This is a genomic window from Streptomyces sp. NPDC020681, assembly GCF_044334895.1.
Classification (GTDB): Bacteria; Actinomycetota; Actinomycetes; order Streptomycetales; family Streptomycetaceae; genus Streptomyces.
Genome location: NZ_JBIRTX010000007.1, coordinates 108343 through 125068, shown reverse-complemented (window position 1 = coordinate 125068; position 16726 = coordinate 108343). Strand labels below are relative to the sequence as shown.

Sequence of the window (16726 nt, the reverse complement as noted above, 5' to 3'; positions counted from 1 at the left end):
CGCGGGCACGAGCAGGTCACTTCGGCTGCAGCAGATCCCAGCGGTTCCCGTACAGGTCCTCGAAGACCGCGACCGAGCCGTACGGTTCGTGCCTCGGCTCCTCGAGGAAACGGACGCCCGCCGCCGTCATCCGGGCGTGGTCGGCCGCGAAGTCCTCGGTGTGGAGGAAGAAGCCGACCCGGCCGCCCGTCTGCGCGCCCACACTCGCGCGCTGCCGCTCGTCCTTGGCGCGGGCCAGCAGCAGCCCGGTGCCGTGGGCGGCGCCGGGCGGCCGGACCACGATCCAGCGGGTGCCGTCCGCGCGGTCGGTGTCCTCGATCAGCTCGAAGCCGAGCGCGTCGGTGTAGAAGGCGATGGCCTCGTCGTAGTCACGGACGACGAGGGTGATCAGGGCGATGTACGACATGAGCACCACGTTATACGTATGACTAGAGCGTGGCCAACGCAGTGGAAGAATGCGCGCCATGCACGCGCCCCTGCCCCCGCCACGCCCGCAGTACCCGCCGCACCTGCTGTACCGAGCCCGCGGGCTCGCCGCTGCCGGCCGCCGCTTCGTCCTGGGCATCGCAGGCGCTCCCGGCGCAGGGAAGTCGACCCTCGCCGAACATCTCGTCGAGGCCCTCGACGGCCGTGCCGTCCTCGTCCCCATGGACGGCTTCCACCTCGCCCAGGCCGAGCTTCAGCGGCTCGGCCGGGCCGGCCGCAAGGGTGCGCCGGACACCTTCGACGCCGCCGGGTACGCCGCCCTGCTCGCGCGGCTGCGCAGCCCCGCCCCGGGAGAGACGGTCTACGCCCCCGCCTTCGACCGGACCCTGGAGGAAGCGGTGGCCGGCAGCATCCCCGTCGCCCCCGAGGTTCCGCTCGTCGTCACCGAGGGCAATTACCTGCTCCACGACGAAGGGCCCTGGTCACGGCTCCGTCCCCTGCTCGACGAGGTCTGGTATCTCGAGATCGACGACGCGGTGCGCGTCAGCCGTCTCGTCGACCGGCATGTGCGGTTCGGCAAGCCGCGGTCGTACGCCGAGCGCTGGGTCCACGAGTCCGACGAGCGCAACGCCCGGCTGGTCGCCCGCGGCCGCAACCGCGCCGACTACGTGGTCACCCAGGTCCCCTAGCCAACGCCGGCCCAACGCCGGCCCACACCGAGCCCACGCCGAGTAAGCCAGGCCATGGGTGAGCCGTCGGGCCCGGTGGGTACGCTCGAGGTTCAGGCATACGGGTGAGGGCTCATGCGACCGAGAGGCTGATGACGTGGGGTTGTTCCGGCGAGGGCCGAAGCGGGACGGACGCGACGCTCCCCGCGACCCCGAGTTCGCCTTCTTCTCGGTCGACGAGGGCGCACGCTTCCGCGGTCAGGTGCGGGAGGCCTTCGCCGAACAGGGCCTTGAGGTCAGCGTCTACGCGGACGTGGTCTCCGACAGCGAAGGCCGCCAGTTCGGGCTCGGCAACCTCGCCGCCGTCCTGCACAACGACGACCGCGGGCCGCGCGGCTGGCCCGAACTGATCCGCCGGCACGTCGGAATGGTGCTGCGCACCATGGACGCGCCCTCCGCGCTGGACACGCTGCCGACCGAGCAGATCCGCGCCCAGCTCTATCCGCGCGTCATCGGCCGCGAAGGCTTCGATCCGGACAACTTCGCCTATGCCCGCCCTCTCGCGCCCGGTCTGTTCGAGATCATCGCGCTCGACCTCCCGGAGAGCGTCATGATGCTCACGGACGAGGCCCTGGAGCCGCTGGGCGATCTCCAGTACCTGCGTGACCAGGCGCTGTACAACCTCCGCGGGCTGCCCGTCGAAGGGCACGAGACCGTCAAGGGCGACGACGGAATGCAGTTCGAGGTGATCCTCGGCGACTCCTTCTACACCGCGAGCCGGGTCCTCGCGCTGGAGAGCGTCGTACGGCAGGTCACCGGCGAGCAGCTCACCCGCGACGGTGCGCTCGTGGCGATGCCGTTCCGGCATCAGCTCGCCTTCCACGCCATCCACGACGTCGGCGTGATCCCCGCGCTCAACGCCATGACCTCCTTCGCCGCCACCGGCTACGCCGACACTCCCGGCGCGATCACCCCGTACGTCTACTGGTGGCGCGACGGCACTCTGACCCAGCTCAGCGACAGCGACGAGGACGGCGAAGGGCTGCGCATCGTGGTGGGCGAGGAGTTCCAGGAGCTGCTGGAACGACTCGTCGCCGAGGCCCAGGACTGAGCCGCGGACCCGGGCTCGCGCGCTCCGGCCGCCGCGGGCAGGATGGCCCCATGCCGACAACGCCCGCACCCTTCACCGCCGACGACTACCGCGCCCGGATGACCCGGGCCGCCGAGGCCGCGGCGGACGCGGGCCTCGCGGGAGTGATCGTCGCGCCCGGGCCCGATCTCGTGCATCTCACCGGCTACCGGCCGGTGACCACCGAGCGGCTCACCCTTCTCGTCCTCGCCGCCGGCCAGGACCCGGTCCTCGTCGTGCCCACCCTGGAGGCCCCGGACGCCGCCGAGGCCCCCGGCGCGCCCGCGCTCACGCTGCGCGACTGGACCGACGGCAAGGACCCGTACGCCGTGGCCGCGCCGCTGCTCGACAAGGACGGGCGGTTCGCCGTCAGCGACAACGCCTGGGCGATGCATCTGCTCGGGTTGCAGAAGACGCTGCCCGGCACCTCCTACGCATCGCTGACCGAGGTGCTGCCGATGCTGCGGGCAGTGAAGGACGCGCCCGAGCTGGAGCGGCTGGCCGCGGCCGGAGCCGCCGCGGACGCCACGTACGAGGAGATCCTCAAGGTCCGCTTCTCCGGCCGGAAGGAGACGGACGTCGCGGCCGATCTCGCCGCGCTGCTCAAGCACTTCGGCCACTCGCAGGTGGACTTCACGGTCGTCGGATCGGGACCGAACGGCGCGAACCCGCACCACGAGGCCGGTGACCGGACCATCGAGAGCGGCGACATGGTCGTGCTCGACTTCGGCGGCCTCAAGCACGGCTACGGCTCCGACACCTCCCGTACGGTCCATGTCGGCGAGCCCGCACCCGCCGAGGCCCACATTCACGATGTCGTACGGGAGGCGCAGCAGGCCGGGTTCGACGCGGTGAAGCCGGGCGTCGCCTGCCAGGAGATCGACCGGGCCGCCCGCGAGATCATCGACGAGGCCGGATACGGCGATCTGTTCATCCACCGCACCGGCCACGGCATCGGCGTGACCACACACGAGCCGCCGTACATGATCGAGGGCGAGGAGCAGCCGCTGGTGCCGGGCATGTGCTTCTCGGTGGAGCCGGGGATCTATCTCCCGGGCCGCTTCGGCGTCCGCATCGAGGACATCGTGACGGTGACGGACACCGGTGGCCGCCGCCTGAACAACACGTCCCGGGAGATGGCGATCGTCGAGTGACCCCCGGTCAGTTCGGGTCGTGGTGGCTCAGCCGGGACAGCATCTCGTACGGATAGGGCAGCGGCCGCGCGCTCGCCGCGTCCAGCCGCTCCGTCTGGTCCGCCGTCAGCCGCCATCCCAACGCGCCCAGGTTGTCCGCCAGTTGCTCCGGCGTGCGGGCCCCGATGATCGGCGCGGTGACGGCCGGCCGCTCGGCGACCCAGCGCAGTGCCACCTGTGACGGCGTACGGCCCGTCTCCTCGGCCACCTCGTGCAGCGCGTCGAGGACCCGCCAGGTCTCCTCGGTGTCCTTCTCCCGCCAGCCCTCCTTGCCGGACTGCTCCTGGAAGTAGGCCTCGCGGGAGCCGGCCGGCACGGAGTCCATGCCGCGCGTGTACTTCCCGGTGAGCCAGCCGCCCGCGAGCGGGCTCCACGGGATGACCGCGACTCCCTCCTGCGCGCACTGCGGCGCGAGCTCCCACTCCAGTTCGCGCTTCAGCAGGTTGTAGAGCGGTTGCAGGCAGACGTACGGCTCCCAGCCGCGATGCCGCGCCAGGTCGAGACAGCGCTGCAACTGCGAGGGCGTCACATTGCTCGTGCCCACATAGCGGACCTTGCCCGCCTTCACCAGCGAGTCGAGCGTGGCCAGCGTCTCCTCGACCGGCGTCGTCGAGTCCCAGATATGTGTCTGGTACAGATCGATGTAGTCCGTGCCGAGCCGGCGCAGACTGGCCTCCACGGCCGCGACGATGTGCTTGCGGCTCAGACCGCCGTCGTTGGGCGCGTCGCCCATCCGGCCCCACACCTTGGTCGCGATGACCAGATCGTCCCGCCGGCGGCCCTTCAGCCAGCGTCCGAGGATCTCCTCCGAGCTGCCCCGGCCGTACATGTCCGCGGTGTCGATGAAGGTGCCGCCCGCCTCGGTGAAGCCGTCGAGAATGCGGTGTCCGGTCGCGTCGTCGGCGAAGCTCATCGTGCCGAGGCACAGTTCGCTGACGCGCAGACCCGTCCTGCCGAGATTGAGTTGCTTCATGGCAGCGACCCTATGAGCTGGAGTGCGCTGCAAGGCAAGGGGCCGCGGCCGCGAGCCGGCGGCGGCCGGTCACGAATCGGCCAGCACGACGCACGACTGCGGCGGCAGCCGCAACAGCCCGTCGGCCCCCGGCGGTTGGACCGGCTCCCAGGTGGCCAGCACCCGTCCGCCGCCGCCCAGCGGAATCTCGGCGGGCTCCTTCGCCAGATTGACCGCGATCCGCAGCTCGCCGCGCCGGAAGGCCAGCCAGCGTGCCTCCTCGTCGTACGCCACCTTCACGGCCGCCAGATCCGGATCGGTCAGGTCCGACTGCGTACGGCGCAGACCGATCAGCTCCCGGTACCAGGCCAGCAGGCGCGCGTGCGGCTCGCGCTCCTGCTCCGTGCGGTCCAGGCAGGAGCGCTCCCGGGTCGCCGGATCCTGCGGGTCCGGGATCTCCTCCTCCGCCCAGCCGTGCGCCGCGAACTCCCGCCGTCTGCCGCGCCGTACGGCCTCGGCGAGCTCCGGGTCGGTGTGGTCGGTGAAGAACTGCCACGGTGTACCGGCGCCCCACTCCTCACCCATGAACAGCATCGGCGTGAACGGTCCCGTCAGCACCAGCGCGGCGGCGCACGCCAGCAGCCCGGGGGAGAGGACCGCGGAGAGCCGGTCGCCGAGCGCGCGGTTGCCGATCTGGTCGTGCGTCTGGCTGTAGCCGAGGAAGCGGTGCGCCGGGGTGCGGATCACATCGACGGGACGGCCGTGCGTACGGCCGCGGAAGCTGGAGTACGTGCCGTCGTGGAAGAACGCGCGGGTCAGGGTCTTGGCGAGGGCCGTGAGGGGACGTGCCGCGAAGTCGGCGTAGTAGCCCTGGGACTCGCCGGTCAGTGCGGTGTGCAGGGCATGGTGGAAGTCGTCGTTCCACTGGGCGTGCACACCGATGCCGCCGCTCTGGCGCGGCGTCGTCGTGCGCGGGTCGCACAGGTCCGACTCGGCGATCAGGAACAGCGGCCGCCCGAGCTCGCCCGAGAGCGTGTCGACGGCGGTGGACAGCTCCTCCAGGAACGTCAGCGCGCGGGTGTCGGCGAGCGCGTGCACCGCGTCGAGCCGCAGCCCGTCGAGCCGGAAGTCGCGCAGCCACGCCAGCGCGCTGTCCAGCAGATACGCGCGCACCTCGTCCGAGCCGGGCGCGTCGAGGTTGACCGCCGAGCCCCACGGCGTGTGGTGGGTGTCGGTGAAGTACGGGCCGAAGGCCGGGAGATGGTTGCCGGACGGGCCGAGGTGGTTGTGGACCACGTCCAGGACGACGCCGAGACCGTGGCCGTGCGCGGTGTCGACAAAGCGCTTCAGTGCCTCGGGCCCGCCGTACGGCTCGTGCACCGCCCACAGCGACACGCCCTCGTAGCCCCAGCCGTGCACCCCGGGAAACGGGCAGACCGGCATCAGCTCGATATGCGTGATGCCCAACTCGGCCAGCTCGCCGAGCCGTTCGGCCGCCGCGTCGAAGGTGCCCTCGCGGGTGTAGGTGCCGACATGGAGCTCGTACAGCACCGCGGCGCGCAGCCGGCGCCCCGGCCAGTCGCCGCGCCACACATATGTGTCCTGGTGCACCACCGCGCTCAGGCCGTCAGTCCCGTCCGGCTGCCGGCGCGACCGCGGGTCCGGCAGCACAGGACCACCGTCCAGCGCGAAGCCGTACCGCGCGCCGTCGGCCGCGTCGGTGTGCTCGCTCCACCAGCCGGCACGCCCTTCCAGGCGCGCCATCGGCCGCTCCGACCCCTCCAGCCACAGCGAAACCCGGTCTTCGGCCTGCGGTGCCCACACCTCGAACAGCACTGGCGTTCCCCTCGTCGTCGATGCCGACCCCATCCTTCCAAGAACCGGCGTCCGGAAGAGGTCTAAGGGGTGTCTATCGGATCGGGCCGGGCTCGATCCGACAGACACCCCCTAGAGAGCGTGTCCTCGGGGCCATTAAGGTCACGAACCATGTCGACGCCACTGCCGCCGCTGCCCGCCTTCCCGCCCGGCTTCCTCTGGGGCGCGTCCGCATCCGCCTTCCAGACCGAGGGCGCCGCCGACGCCGACGGCAAGGGGCCGTCCGGCTGGGACGCCTTCGCCGCCCAGGGCCGGATCAAGGACGGCGCCGACGCCTCGCGCGGCACCGGCTTCTACGAGCGCTACCGCGAGGACGTGGCGCTGCTCGGCGGGCTCGGCGCGGACGCCTTCCGTTTCTCCGTCAGCTGGCCGCGTGTCGTGCCCGGCGGCAGCGGCCCGGTCAACGCGGCGGGCCTCGACTTCTACGACCGGCTGGTGGACGAGCTCTGCGCCCACGGCATCACGCCCGCGCCCACCCTCTACCACTGGGACACGCCGGTTCCCCTGGACGAGGCGGGCGGCTGGCTCAACCGCGACACGGCGGCCCGGTTCGCCGACTATGCCTCCGTCGTCGCGGAACGGCTCGCCGACCGCGTACCGATGTGGATCACCATCAACGAACCCGCCGAAGTCACGCTGCTCGGCTATGCGCTCGGCGAGCACGCGCCCGGCAAGCAGCTCCTGTTCGACGCGCTGCCCGCCGCCCACCACCAACTGCTCGCGCACGGCCTCGGCGTCCAGGCGCTGCGCGCGGCCGGTGCGCGGAACATCGGCATCGCCGTGTCGCACTCGCCGGTGCGCACGGCCGGGACGAGCGACGAGGACCGGTTCGGCGCGGAGCTGTACGACACGATCACCAACTGGATGTTCGCCGACCCGATCCTCACCGGCCGCTACCCGGACGAGAACTTCGCCGCGCTGATGCCGGGACCGGTCGCCGAAGACCTCGCCGTCATCTCCGCGCCGCTGGACTGGTACGGCGTGAACTACTACCAGCCCATGCTCGTCGGAGCGCCGTCGCAGGAGGCGCTGGGAGACTTCGCCGGCGTCGGCCTGCCCGCCGAACTCCCCTTCGGAGTGCGGGAGATCGACAGCGAGCAGCGCACCGGCTTCGGCTGGGCGGTCGTGCCCGACGGACTGCGGGAGCTGCTCGTGATGCTCAAGGACCGGTTCGGCGACCGCCTTCCGCCGGTGTTCATCACCGAGAACGGCTGCTCGTACGACGGCGTCGACGACCCGCTCCGGATCGACTTCATCGACGGACATCTGCGCGCACTGCACCAGGCCGTCGAGGCGGGAGTCGACGTACGCGGCTACTTCACCTGGTCGCTCACCGACAACATCGAATGGGTCGAGGGCGCGTCCCAGTGCTTCGGCCTCGTCCATGTCGACTACGAGACGCTGGAGCGCACGCCGAAGGCCTCGTACGCCTGGTACCGGGACGCCATCGCGGCCCAGAAGTCGGCGCACGAGCGGCCGCAGCGGCCGGCCGGGACGTCAGGGAACTGAGCGGATCTTCCAGACCAGCACGCCGCCGAGGACGGTCACCACGGTGGCCGTCAGATACAGGCCCGCATACCCGCCCGCGTACGCGACGACCGGGGCGGCCAGCGCCGGACCGAGCACCTGGGGCGCCGAGTTGGCGACGTTGATGACCCCGAGATCCTTGGCCCGGTCGCCGGCCCGCGGCAGCACCTGGGTGATCAGCGCCTGGTCGACCGCGATATAGGCCCCGAAGCCGAGCCCGAGCAGCGCGGCCGCGCCCATCGCCATCGGCCAGGTGTGCCAGAACGTCAGCAGCAGCGAGGCCACCGCCATCACGCCGGAGCTGACCGCCACGAGCGCCTTGCGCCGGCCAAGACGGTCGGAGACGATCCCGCCGGCCACCGCGGTCACCGCCACACCCGCGGTGTAGAGCAGCGTCAGAATCAGCACGCCCTCGTCCGGATCGGCGTAGTGCACCGCGTCCTTGAGGAAATAGAGCAGATACAGCGTGCCCATCGCGTTCCCGAGCATCACCAGGAACCGGGTCAGCCAGGCCCAGCCGAAGTCCGGATGGTCGCGCGGGCTCACCCAGAAGTCCCTCAGCCGTACTGACTGCTTTGCCGTCGGCGGCACTTGAGGATCCGGCATCAACAGGACGAACGGCAGTGCGCACAGCACGGTCAGCGCCGCCAGCAGCAGATAGCCGGTCACGATGCCCGTCACCACCATCGTCACCAGCAGCGCGCCGACCACCAGCCCCAGCGTCTGCGGAATGCCGATGAACCCGGAGACCGCGGCCCGCTGCCGGACCGGCACCTGGTCGGGGACGACGGCACTGGTCCCGGCGAGCATGGCGTTCAGACCGAGCTGTGCCAGACACCAGCCGAGCGTCACGCCGACCACCGTCGTCTGCACCGCGGTGACCGCGAGCCCGACCGCGCCGAGCGCCGCGCCGCCCAGGATCCACGGCCGTCGGCGGCCGAAGCGTCCGCCCGTACGGTCCGAGAGCGCGCCCGCGAGCGGATTGGCGACCACCGCGACCAGCGCGCCGATGCCGGTCGCCCAGCCGAGCGCGATCTCCTTGCCGGACGGGTGGATCTCGTCGATCTGCTCGGCCAGCAGTACCTGGATCGGTGTCAGAAAGGCCATGTACAGACCGAGGTTGGCCAGCACGAGCGTGGATATCCAGCCGCCGCGGACGCGGACCCGTGGCTCGGAGTGCAGCTCTTCCGTCGTCATGGGCGGCTCGCCATCAACTCGGTGGGGCGCACGGGACTTTGGAGACACGACCCAGGGGTGCCCGGAGCCTACGGACACCCCCGGGCCTGATCAATGCCCCGGACAGGCCCTACGGAATGAGATGGATCCGCTCCTGTACGACCGGATGGCCGGCCTTCGTGAAGTTCGCCGCCATCGGGAAGTTGCCCTGATCCGTCGCGCCCGCGATGAACTCCGCGCCCCGCTCGGCGAGGAGGTGAGTGCACTCGGCGAGCAGGTCGTACGCATAGCCGCGGCCGCGCTGCTCCGGCACCACGCCGATGAAGCCGATGCACGGCCCGGACGGGTTGTGCGCCGGGATGTGCAGACCGGCCACTTCGCCGTCCGCTGTGTACGCCAGCTGCCACCACTCGCGCGGCGACGGGCACCAGTGGAAGAAGTCCAGCTCCTCCTGGGCCGCCCGGTCCAGCCCGCCTTCGGCGATCGCGCGCAGCGCGTGCGCGTCGAGGGTCACCGAGTGAACGCGGCGCAGCACTTCGAGCACCACGGCGTCGTCGGGCTCCGGCCGGAACTCCAGCCTGCCCGGCCGCTCCGGCAGACCGTGCTCGGGTGTCCACCGGTACTGGTAGCGCTCCACCAGCACCGTCATGCCGGCCGCCCGCGCGGCCCGCAGCCGCGCCTCACCGGCCGCCAGCAGGACCGGGTCCTCGCGCCAGCCGGCGGGCAGGATCAGTTCGTACTCCACCTGGTACGGGGAGGTGCGCAGCAGCTCGGCGCCCGCGTCCTCCTCGCCCTCGGCGACATCGAACCAGTTGAGGTTGACGGGGGCCTCGTCGTCCTGGCCGCCCCACCAGGCGGCGCGTGCGACGACCTTGCCGTCGCGCAGAGCCACCCGCTTCCACTCGGGACGATGGGTGGCGCGGGCGAGTGCGCGGCCCACGCCGAGCGGGTCGGGCAGTGAGTCGAAAAGGTGCGCGTCGCTCGCGTCGAGCGCGCGGATGACCGGATCGGTCATGGAAAGTCCTCCGGGAGAGTTGCCTGTCGCGCGTAGCGCGCGTGGTGCGCTCCCGGTCAGACAGCGAACGCCGGGCGGACGGGGCGGGAGCGCGGGAATCGTGAGGTGAACACGGCAATCGCCTCCTTCCGTCGGCGCGGGGCGTCGCGAGCACGCTAGAGGGACCGAGCCGCGCAGGTCCATCGCTTTTCCGCGGTCCCAGCGGAATGTCGGCTTCCGTGCAGGTCAGCAGCCGTTCTCCTGGTCACCTCTGCTGGACACCTCATGCCCTTCGGGCCGACAATCACGGGGTGACGTCCTCCTCTCCTGAGTTCCACACGTATCCCGCCCGGCTTTCGGATGCCGAGCGCGACCGTGTCCTCGGTGTACTCAGAGAGGGCGCGGCCCAGGGCAAGTTGTCGCACGACACTTTCCTCCGCCGCATGGAGCTCGCGCTGGTCGCCCGCCGCCCCGAGGAACTCAAGGCGCTCACCGCCGACCTCGGCGGCGAGGCCCGCTGGTCCCGGCGGCTGTACGACGCGGTGGGCGGGGTGTCCGCGCTTCTGGTACGGCTCCGCATGGCATGGCAGGCCGAGAAGCTGCCACCGCTGCTGCTGCCGGAACCCGGCCCGTATCCGCTGCGGATCGGCCGCGACCCGGCCAATGGACTGCGGCTGAGCCATGACAGCGTCTCCCGGATCCATGCCGAACTGAGCCTGCAGGGCAACCTGTGGATCCTCCGCGATCTCGGCTCGACGAACGGGACGACGGTCAACGGCCGCCGGGTGACCGGCTCGGTGGTGGTCCAGGACGGCGACATGGTGGGCTTCGGCCGTATGAGCTTCCGGCTCACCGCGCGCTGACCGGCCCCCGGACCTGCCGGTCACCCGTACGGACTGCGCGGACTGCGCCGACGACACCGCGATGATCACCTGAGGTGGACCCGCGCCACCGGCACGCGCGGCGGCGACGGGAGCGGACGCGAGATGGACGCTGTGATGTCGGAAGCGGTGCGGCCATCACCGCCCGTCGACGGACTTCAGTTGCCGGTCGACGGACTTCGGCCGTCCGTCGAGGGAGTTCCGCCGGCCGCCGACCGCGTGTCGGCGCCGGCCCGCCCGCCCGTTGCGGACCCGCGCACCGCACCCGGTCTGCTGGCCGGTGCGCGGGAGCAGGACCGGTACCGCTTCTACCGGTGGCTGCGCGAGGAGCATCCGCTCAGCTACGACCCGGACATCGGCGCCTGGCTGCTCAGCAGGCACCGCGATGTGGCCGCAGCCCTCGCCGATCCGCGGTTCACACAAGGACACCGGCCCGGGGACGCCGCCTGTGCGGGGCACCGGGGCGGTGTGCCGCAGGCGCTCCGCGATGTCGTGGCGCGGACCTCGTCGGTCCTGGCCCGGCGCATAGCCCGGCGCCAACAGGCGGACCTCGTCGAGGAGTTCTGCCGCCTGCTGCCGACGGGGGCCCTCGGCGTGTGCGGCCGGCGTGCAGGTGTCGTCGCGCTCGCCGGGCGGTGCGTCGCCCAGCTGTCGCTGCGCGAGCGGGCACTCGCGTCGTTCCTCGCCAATGTCCTCGACCATCCCGACCAGCTCGCGGCCCTTCGCGCCTGCCCCGGGCTCATCGGCCGCGCCTGGGCCGAGTCGCTGCGCCGCGATCCGCCTGTGCTGGTCGCGCTGCGCCGGACCGCCATAGAAGTCCGGGTGAGCGGCGGAACGATACCCGCGGGCGCGGCCGTCGCCTGTCTGATCGGAGCGGCCGGGCGGGATCCCGAGCGGTTCCGGGAACCCGACCGGTTCGATCCGATGCGCGACGATCCCGGTCAGCTCACCTTCGGGCCGCGTGAATGCCCCGCCGTACGGCTCGCCGCCCTGGAGGCGGAGTACGGGCTGCGCGCGCTGTTCGACGCGATGCCGCGGCTGCGCTGGGCGGACGGCTTCCGGCCCGTCGCGGCCGGTCTCGTCACCCGCGCCCCGCGGAGTCTTCTCGTCCGGCCGGGCGGCTGAGCAGCGCCACCGGACACTCGGCGAACAGCTCGGCCAGTGCCACGGTCTCACTGAACTCCCGTTCCGGGGCGAGCACATCGGCCCACCGGCCCACGGGCAGCACCAGCTCCGTGTCCGCCCAGCCGCCCGCCTCATCGAGCCGCAGCGAGAGCCGGGTGACGGCGGTGACCACCTCGCCCGTACGGCAGAAGGCGACGCAGTGCTCCTCCGCGGGCCCGATCGCGGCCAGCGGCACATACGTCCCCGCGTCGCCGAAGACCTCCGGCCGCTCCCGGCGCAGTCGCAGCGCCGCCTTGGTCAGCGCCGTCTTCTCATCGACCGGGCCCTGGTGGAACGGCCGGCGGTTGTCCGGATCGACCAGTGCCAGGAATTCACGCTCCGTGCCCTGGTAGAGGTCCGGCACGCCCGGCATCGTGAGCTGAAGCAGTGCCGCGCCGAGCACATTGGCCCGCGTGTACGGATCCAGCTCGCGTGCGAACAGCGCGACCGAGTACAGCGGCGGCCCGGCGGGGCCCGCGCTCACAAAGGCGGCGACGGCCCGTTCGTACGCCTCGTCCGGCTCGGTCCAGCTGGTGTGCAGCGCCGCCTCCCGCACGCTCTTCAGCAGCGCGGTCCGCAGTCTCTCGTCGTACGGGAATCCGAAGCCGACCGCGGTCTGCCACGCCACCCACGCCAGATGCGGATCCGGCGCATGCCCGCCCTCCAGCCGGCCCGCCTCCTCGGTGATCCGCGCGAGGAACTCCGCCCATCTGTCGGGGCATTCGGACAGCACGGCGATCCTGGCCCGGACGTCCGCGCTGCGTTTGGTGTCGTGCGTGGTCAGCACGGTGCCGGTGGCCGGCCAGTCGCGCGCGAGCCGTTCGCAGTACGCGTGGAATTTCCCGGGGCTCACCGCCGGACTGCCCGGGTCGCCGCCCACCTCGTTCGCCGAGATCAGCGGCGCGTAGCGGTAGAAGGCCGTGTCCTCCACGGACTTGGCGCGCAGCGCCGACGACGTCTGCGCGAAACGGGTGCGGAACGCGGCATGGTCCGGACCGTCGCCCAGCCGCCCGAGCGCCAGCGCGCGCACCACGTCGACCGCCTCGCCCTCCTCGGCGACCGTGAACGCCGCCTTCGCGCCCGCCGCCGCCTCCGCGGTGAGCACCTCCTCGCCGCCGATGCGGTACGGCCGGTAGACGGGCACCCGCACCAGCAGCTCGCGCACCGCCGCACGCAGCGCCCACGGCGCATGGTCGCGCAGCGCCGGATCGGCCCGGCAGACCCGCTCCGCCAGCCCGGTCAGCGCGGCGGTCTCGGCCGCCAGCTCATGCGTGACCACGCGGTACGCGGCGCGGCGCACCGTCGCCTCCCAGTAGCCGCCGCGGTCTCCGGCGGGCCCGGCGAACTCCCGGTAGTGGCCCACGAGTTCAGCGACGCCGCCCGGGTCGGTGAACAGGCCGTCGATCTGCCGCAGCGCGTCGTATCCGGTCGTGCCCGCCACGGGCCAGCCGGCCGGCAGCCGCTCGTCCCCGGTGAGGATCTTCTCGACGACCGTCCAGCACGCGCCGCCGGTCGCCGCGTCGAGCCGGACCAGATACGCCTCCGGGTCGGCGAGCCCGTCCGGATGGTCGATCCGCAGACCGTCCACCACTCCGTCCCGCACCAGCTCAAGGATCTTGGTGTGCGTGGCGTCGAAGACCTCGGGGTCTTCGACGCGTACACCGATCAGCTCCGAAATGGTGAAGAACCGCCGGTAGTTGAGCTCGGTGCGGGCGAGCCGCCACCAGCCGAGCCGGTACCACTGCGCCTCCAGCAGCTCCGGCAGCGGCAGCTTCGCCGTCGACTCGCGCAGCGGGAAGCGCTGCTCGCCGTAGTGCAGCACGTCGTCCTCGACCCGCATCGACGCCAGTTCGTCGCCGACCCGCCCGGCGAGCACCGGCAGCAGGACCTTGCCGCCACCCGCCTCCCAGTCGATGTCGAACCACCGGGCGTAGGGCGACAGCGGCCCCTCGCGCAGCACCTCCCACAGCGCACGGTTGTGCCGCGGCACGGCGGCCATATGGTTCGGCACGATGTCCACGACGAGCCCGAGGCCGTGCTCGCGCGCCGTACGGGCCAGGGCGCGCAGGCCCTCCTCGCCGCCCAGCTCCTCCCGTACGCGGGCCGGGTCGACCACGTCATAGCCGTGCGCCGACCCCGGCACCGCCTCCAGCACCGGCGACAGATGCAGATGCGAGACGCCGAGCCCGGCGAGATACGGCACCGCCGCGGCGGCGGCGGAGAACGGAAAATCCGGCTGGAGCTGCAGCCGGTAGGTCGCGGTGGGCCTCATGCGAACGTACGTACCCACCTTGAGGGCATCTGTGTCATCGGCCCCGGCTCCGGTACCGGCCGATCGGGTGACGCGCCCTACGCCGGTCGGCGCAGCACCGTCAGGCTCCGGCCCACCAGCGGGACCCGTTCGCCCGCCGCCACCTTGGGGCCGTGGCCCGGCGGGACGCCCTCCTTGCGGCCGGTGTCCACCACCACCTGCCACTGGCGGCCGTGGTTCACCGGAACCGCGAAGTCCAGCTCCTCCGCGCTCGCATTGAACATCAGCAGGAACGAGTCGTCCGAGATCCGCTCTCCCCGCGGGCCCGGTTCCGAGATCGCATGGCCGTTCAGGAACACCGACAGGGCCTTCGCGTGCGTCGCCTGCCAGTCCCGCTGGGTCATCTCCTCGCCCTCCGGGGTGAACCAGGCGATGTCGGAAAGCTCGTCGTGCGTGCCTTCCACCGGGCGACCGTGGAAGAAGCGCCGTCGCCGGAAGACCGGGTGGTCGCGCCGCAGCCACACCATCGCCCGGGTGAAGGACAGCAGCGTGCCGTCCGCGGCCGGGTCCGTGCCCGGCTCGGGCCAGCGCACCCAGGCGACCGCGTTGTCCTGGCAGTACGCGTTGTTGTTGCCGCCCTGCGTACGCGCGAACTCGTCGCCGTGGCTGAGCATCGGCACGCCCTGCGAGAGCATCAGCGTCGCGATGAAGTTCCGCATCTGGCGGTCGCGCAGCTCCTGCACCTCGGGGTCGTCCGTGTCGCCCTCGACGCCGCAGTTCCAGGACCGGTTGTGGCTCTCGCCGTCGCGATTGCCCTCGCCGTTGGCCTCGTTGTGCTTCTCGTTGTACGAGACCAGATCGTGCAGGGTGAAGCCGTCGTGGCAGGTGGTGAAGTTGATGGAGGCGAGCGGCCGCCGACCGTCGTCCTGGTAGAGGTCGGACGAGCCGGTCAGCCGGGAGGCGAACTCCGCGAGCGTGCGCGGCTCGCCGCGCCACAGGTCCCGGACCGTGTCGCGGTACTTGCCGTTCCACTCGGTCCACAGCGGCGGAAAGTTCCCCACCTGATAGCCGCCCTCGCCGACGTCCCACGGCTCGGCGATCAGCTTCACCTGGCTGACCACCGGGTCCTGCTGCACCAGGTCGAAGAACGACGACAGCCGGTCCACCTCGTGGAACTGCCGGGCGAGCGTGGCCGCGAGGTCGAAGCGGAAGCCGTCGACATGCATCTCGGTCACCCAGTACCGCAGCGAGTCCATGATCAGCTGAAGCACATGGGGGCTGCGCATCAGCAGTGAGTTCCCGGTGCCCGTGGTGTCCGTGTAGTAGCGCGGATCGTCGGACAGCCGGTAGTACGAGGCGTTGTCCAGGCCGCGGAAGGAGAGCGTCGGGCCCAGATGGTTGCCTTCGGCCGTGTGGTTGTAGACGACGTCGAGAATGACCTCGATGCCGGCCTGGTGCAGCGCCTTCACCGCCTGCTTGAACTCCAGCACCTGCTCGCCGCGGTCGCCCCAGGACGCGTACGCGTTGTGGGGGGCGAAGAAGCCGATCGTGTTGTAGCCCCAGTAGTTGTTCAGCTTGGCGTCCACCAGCCGGTGGTCGTTGACGAACTGGTGCACCGGCATCAATTCGAGCGTTGTGACGCCCAGTTCGGTCAGATGCGAGATCACCGCGGGATGCGCGAGCCCCGCGTACGTACCGCGCAGCTCCTGAGGCAGCTCCGGATGCAGCATCGTCAGGCCCTTCACATGGGCCTCGTAGATCACCGTCCGGTGGTAGTCGGTCCGCGGCGGCCGGTCGTCGCCCCAGTCGAAGTACGGATTGACCACCACCGACGTCATGGTGTGGGGCGCGGAGTCCATGTCATTGCGGGAGTCCGGCTTGCCGAAGTGGTAGCCGTACACCGACTCGCCCCAGTCGACGGTGCCGCTTATCGCACGGGCGTACGGGTCGAGCAGCAGCTTCGCCGAGTTGCACCGCTGGCCGCGCTCCGGCTCGTACGGACCGTGGACCCGGAATCCGTACCGCTGGCCCGGCATCACGCCCGGCAGGTACGCATGCCGCACAAAGGCGTCGGTCTCACGCAGCTCGACGGCCGTCTCCGATCCGTCGTCGTGCAGGAGGCACAACTCGATGCGCCGCGCGGCTTCGGAGTACACCGCGAAGTTGGTGCCGGCGCCGTCGTACGTGGCACCGAGGGGATACGCCTGTCCCGGCCAGACCTGCATAGATATGACTCTTCCACTTCTGATCCGGGTGCTGGGGGGCACTTGGCCCAGATCCTCCCCGAAAGTATGCGGTGAGATGCGCCGATGGCAGGTGGACGACGCGGTCAACATCGGGTTCCGTACGTCGCCCGAAGTCGCAACCACTATGAATCGGCTCACTCCGGCAGATCTCGCCAGCGGGAACATCCTGATCACGCACGGGAGTTGGGAAAAGTGCACTGCCCATCCGGCTGCACCTGGTCCCGCATGCGGAGTAGTCTCCGTT

General features: G+C 71.3%; 13 protein-coding genes. 6 read left to right on the top strand and 7 right to left on the bottom strand.

The genetic code is table 11. The features are described 5' to 3' along the window. Positions 1-16: 16 nt before the first annotated feature. Positions 17-406 carry a VOC family protein gene (locus ACH4YL_RS18875; RefSeq protein ID WP_398508488.1) on the bottom strand — a complete coding sequence of 130 codons (390 nt, stop codon included), beginning with the start codon at positions 404-406 and terminating at the stop codon, positions 17-19. A 58-nt stretch (positions 407-464) separates the two neighbouring features. On the opposite strand from ACH4YL_RS18875, the gene ACH4YL_RS18870 reads away from it, so the two are divergent. From ACH4YL_RS18870 to ACH4YL_RS18860, 3 genes are all read left to right on the top strand, one after another. Further along, positions 465-1115: a nucleoside/nucleotide kinase family protein gene (locus ACH4YL_RS18870; RefSeq protein ID WP_398508487.1), complete on the top strand. Its 651-nt coding sequence runs from the start codon at positions 465-467 to the stop codon at positions 1113-1115. A gap of 136 nt (positions 1116-1251) precedes the next feature. Further along, positions 1252-2205: a hypothetical protein gene (locus ACH4YL_RS18865; protein ID WP_398508486.1), complete on the top strand. Its 954-nt coding sequence runs from the start codon at positions 1252-1254 to the stop codon at positions 2203-2205. Between the two features lie 50 nt (positions 2206-2255). After that, positions 2256-3377, top strand: a complete 1122-nt coding sequence (locus tag ACH4YL_RS18860) for an aminopeptidase P family protein (RefSeq protein ID WP_398508485.1) — start codon at positions 2256-2258, stop codon at positions 3375-3377. A gap of 7 nt (positions 3378-3384) precedes the next feature. Here the strand turns inward: ACH4YL_RS18860 and ACH4YL_RS18855 are convergent, their stop codons facing one another. Next, a complete protein-coding gene (locus ACH4YL_RS18855) occupies positions 3385-4389 on the bottom strand; it encodes an aldo/keto reductase (protein ID WP_398508484.1) in 1005 nt (334 codons plus the stop codon). Positions 4390-4458: 69 nt separating this feature from the next. Further along, complete coding sequence (gene treZ, locus ACH4YL_RS18850; RefSeq protein WP_398508483.1) at positions 4459-6204, bottom strand: malto-oligosyltrehalose trehalohydrolase; 1746 nt, start codon at positions 6202-6204, stop codon at positions 4459-4461. Between the two features lie 150 nt (positions 6205-6354). Between treZ and ACH4YL_RS18845 the strand changes: the two genes are divergently transcribed. Beyond that, positions 6355-7752, top strand: coding sequence for a GH1 family beta-glucosidase (locus tag ACH4YL_RS18845; protein ID WP_398508482.1), 1398 nt, complete (start codon positions 6355-6357; stop codon positions 7750-7752). Here ACH4YL_RS18845 and ACH4YL_RS18840 read toward each other — a convergent pair. Beyond that, on the bottom strand, positions 7741-8967 hold the full coding sequence (locus ACH4YL_RS18840) for an MFS transporter (RefSeq protein ID WP_398508481.1): 1227 nt from the start codon (positions 8965-8967) through the stop codon (positions 7741-7743). The genes ACH4YL_RS18845 and ACH4YL_RS18840 overlap by 12 nt on opposite strands. 109 nt (positions 8968-9076) lie before the next feature. Next, the gene (locus tag ACH4YL_RS18835; protein WP_398508480.1) at positions 9077-9961 is read right to left on the bottom strand and encodes a GNAT family N-acetyltransferase; all 885 of its coding nucleotides are present in this window, start codon (positions 9959-9961) and stop codon (positions 9077-9079) included. A gap of 290 nt (positions 9962-10251) precedes the next feature. Between ACH4YL_RS18835 and ACH4YL_RS18830 the strand changes: the two genes are divergently transcribed. Beyond that, the gene (locus ACH4YL_RS18830; RefSeq protein WP_398508479.1) at positions 10252-10803 is read left to right on the top strand and encodes a DUF1707 and FHA domain-containing protein; all 552 of its coding nucleotides are present in this window, start codon (positions 10252-10254) and stop codon (positions 10801-10803) included. A 123-nt stretch (positions 10804-10926) separates the two neighbouring features. Further along, positions 10927-11946 (top strand): cytochrome P450, encoded by a 1020-nt coding sequence (locus ACH4YL_RS18825; RefSeq protein WP_398508478.1) that lies wholly within the window; start codon positions 10927-10929, stop codon positions 11944-11946. Here the strand turns inward: ACH4YL_RS18825 and treY are convergent. Both treY and glgX read right to left on the bottom strand, forming a co-directional pair. Beyond that, the gene (treY, locus tag ACH4YL_RS18820) at positions 11903-14257 is read right to left on the bottom strand and encodes a malto-oligosyltrehalose synthase (protein ID WP_398508477.1); all 2355 of its coding nucleotides are present in this window, start codon (positions 14255-14257) and stop codon (positions 11903-11905) included. The two genes, ACH4YL_RS18825 and treY, sit on opposite strands and share 44 nt — an antisense overlap. Positions 14258-14334: 77 nt before the next feature. Continuing rightward, positions 14335-16461 (bottom strand): glycogen debranching protein GlgX, encoded by a 2127-nt coding sequence (gene glgX / locus ACH4YL_RS18815; protein WP_398508476.1) that lies wholly within the window; start codon positions 16459-16461, stop codon positions 14335-14337. Positions 16462-16726: the final 265 nt, after the last annotated feature.

What these genes read in the sequence shown, in the direction of transcription:
- glgX (WP_398508476.1), bottom strand. Translation starts at nt 16,461, where the DNA reads ATGCAGGTCTGGCCGGGACAGGCGTATCCCCTCGGTGCCACGTACGAC.
- ACH4YL_RS18840 (WP_398508481.1), bottom strand. Translation starts at nt 8,967, where the DNA reads ATGACGACGGAAGAGCTGCACTCCGAGCCACGGGTCCGCGTCCGCGGC.
- ACH4YL_RS18855 (WP_398508484.1), bottom strand. Translation starts at nt 4,389, where the DNA reads ATGAAGCAACTCAATCTCGGCAGGACGGGTCTGCGCGTCAGCGAACTG.
- ACH4YL_RS18835 (WP_398508480.1), bottom strand. Translation starts at nt 9,961, where the DNA reads ATGACCGATCCGGTCATCCGCGCGCTCGACGCGAGCGACGCGCACCTT.
- ACH4YL_RS18870 (WP_398508487.1), top strand. Translation starts at nt 465, where the DNA reads ATGCACGCGCCCCTGCCCCCGCCACGCCCGCAGTACCCGCCGCACCTG.
- ACH4YL_RS18825 (WP_398508478.1), top strand. Translation starts at nt 10,927, where the DNA reads ATGGACGCTGTGATGTCGGAAGCGGTGCGGCCATCACCGCCCGTCGAC.
- ACH4YL_RS18860 (WP_398508485.1), top strand. Translation starts at nt 2,256, where the DNA reads ATGCCGACAACGCCCGCACCCTTCACCGCCGACGACTACCGCGCCCGG.
- treY (WP_398508477.1), bottom strand. Translation starts at nt 14,257, where the DNA reads ATGAGGCCCACCGCGACCTACCGGCTGCAGCTCCAGCCGGATTTTCCG.
- ACH4YL_RS18845 (WP_398508482.1), top strand. Translation starts at nt 6,355, where the DNA reads ATGTCGACGCCACTGCCGCCGCTGCCCGCCTTCCCGCCCGGCTTCCTC.
- ACH4YL_RS18875 (WP_398508488.1), bottom strand. Translation starts at nt 406, where the DNA reads ATGTCGTACATCGCCCTGATCACCCTCGTCGTCCGTGACTACGACGAG.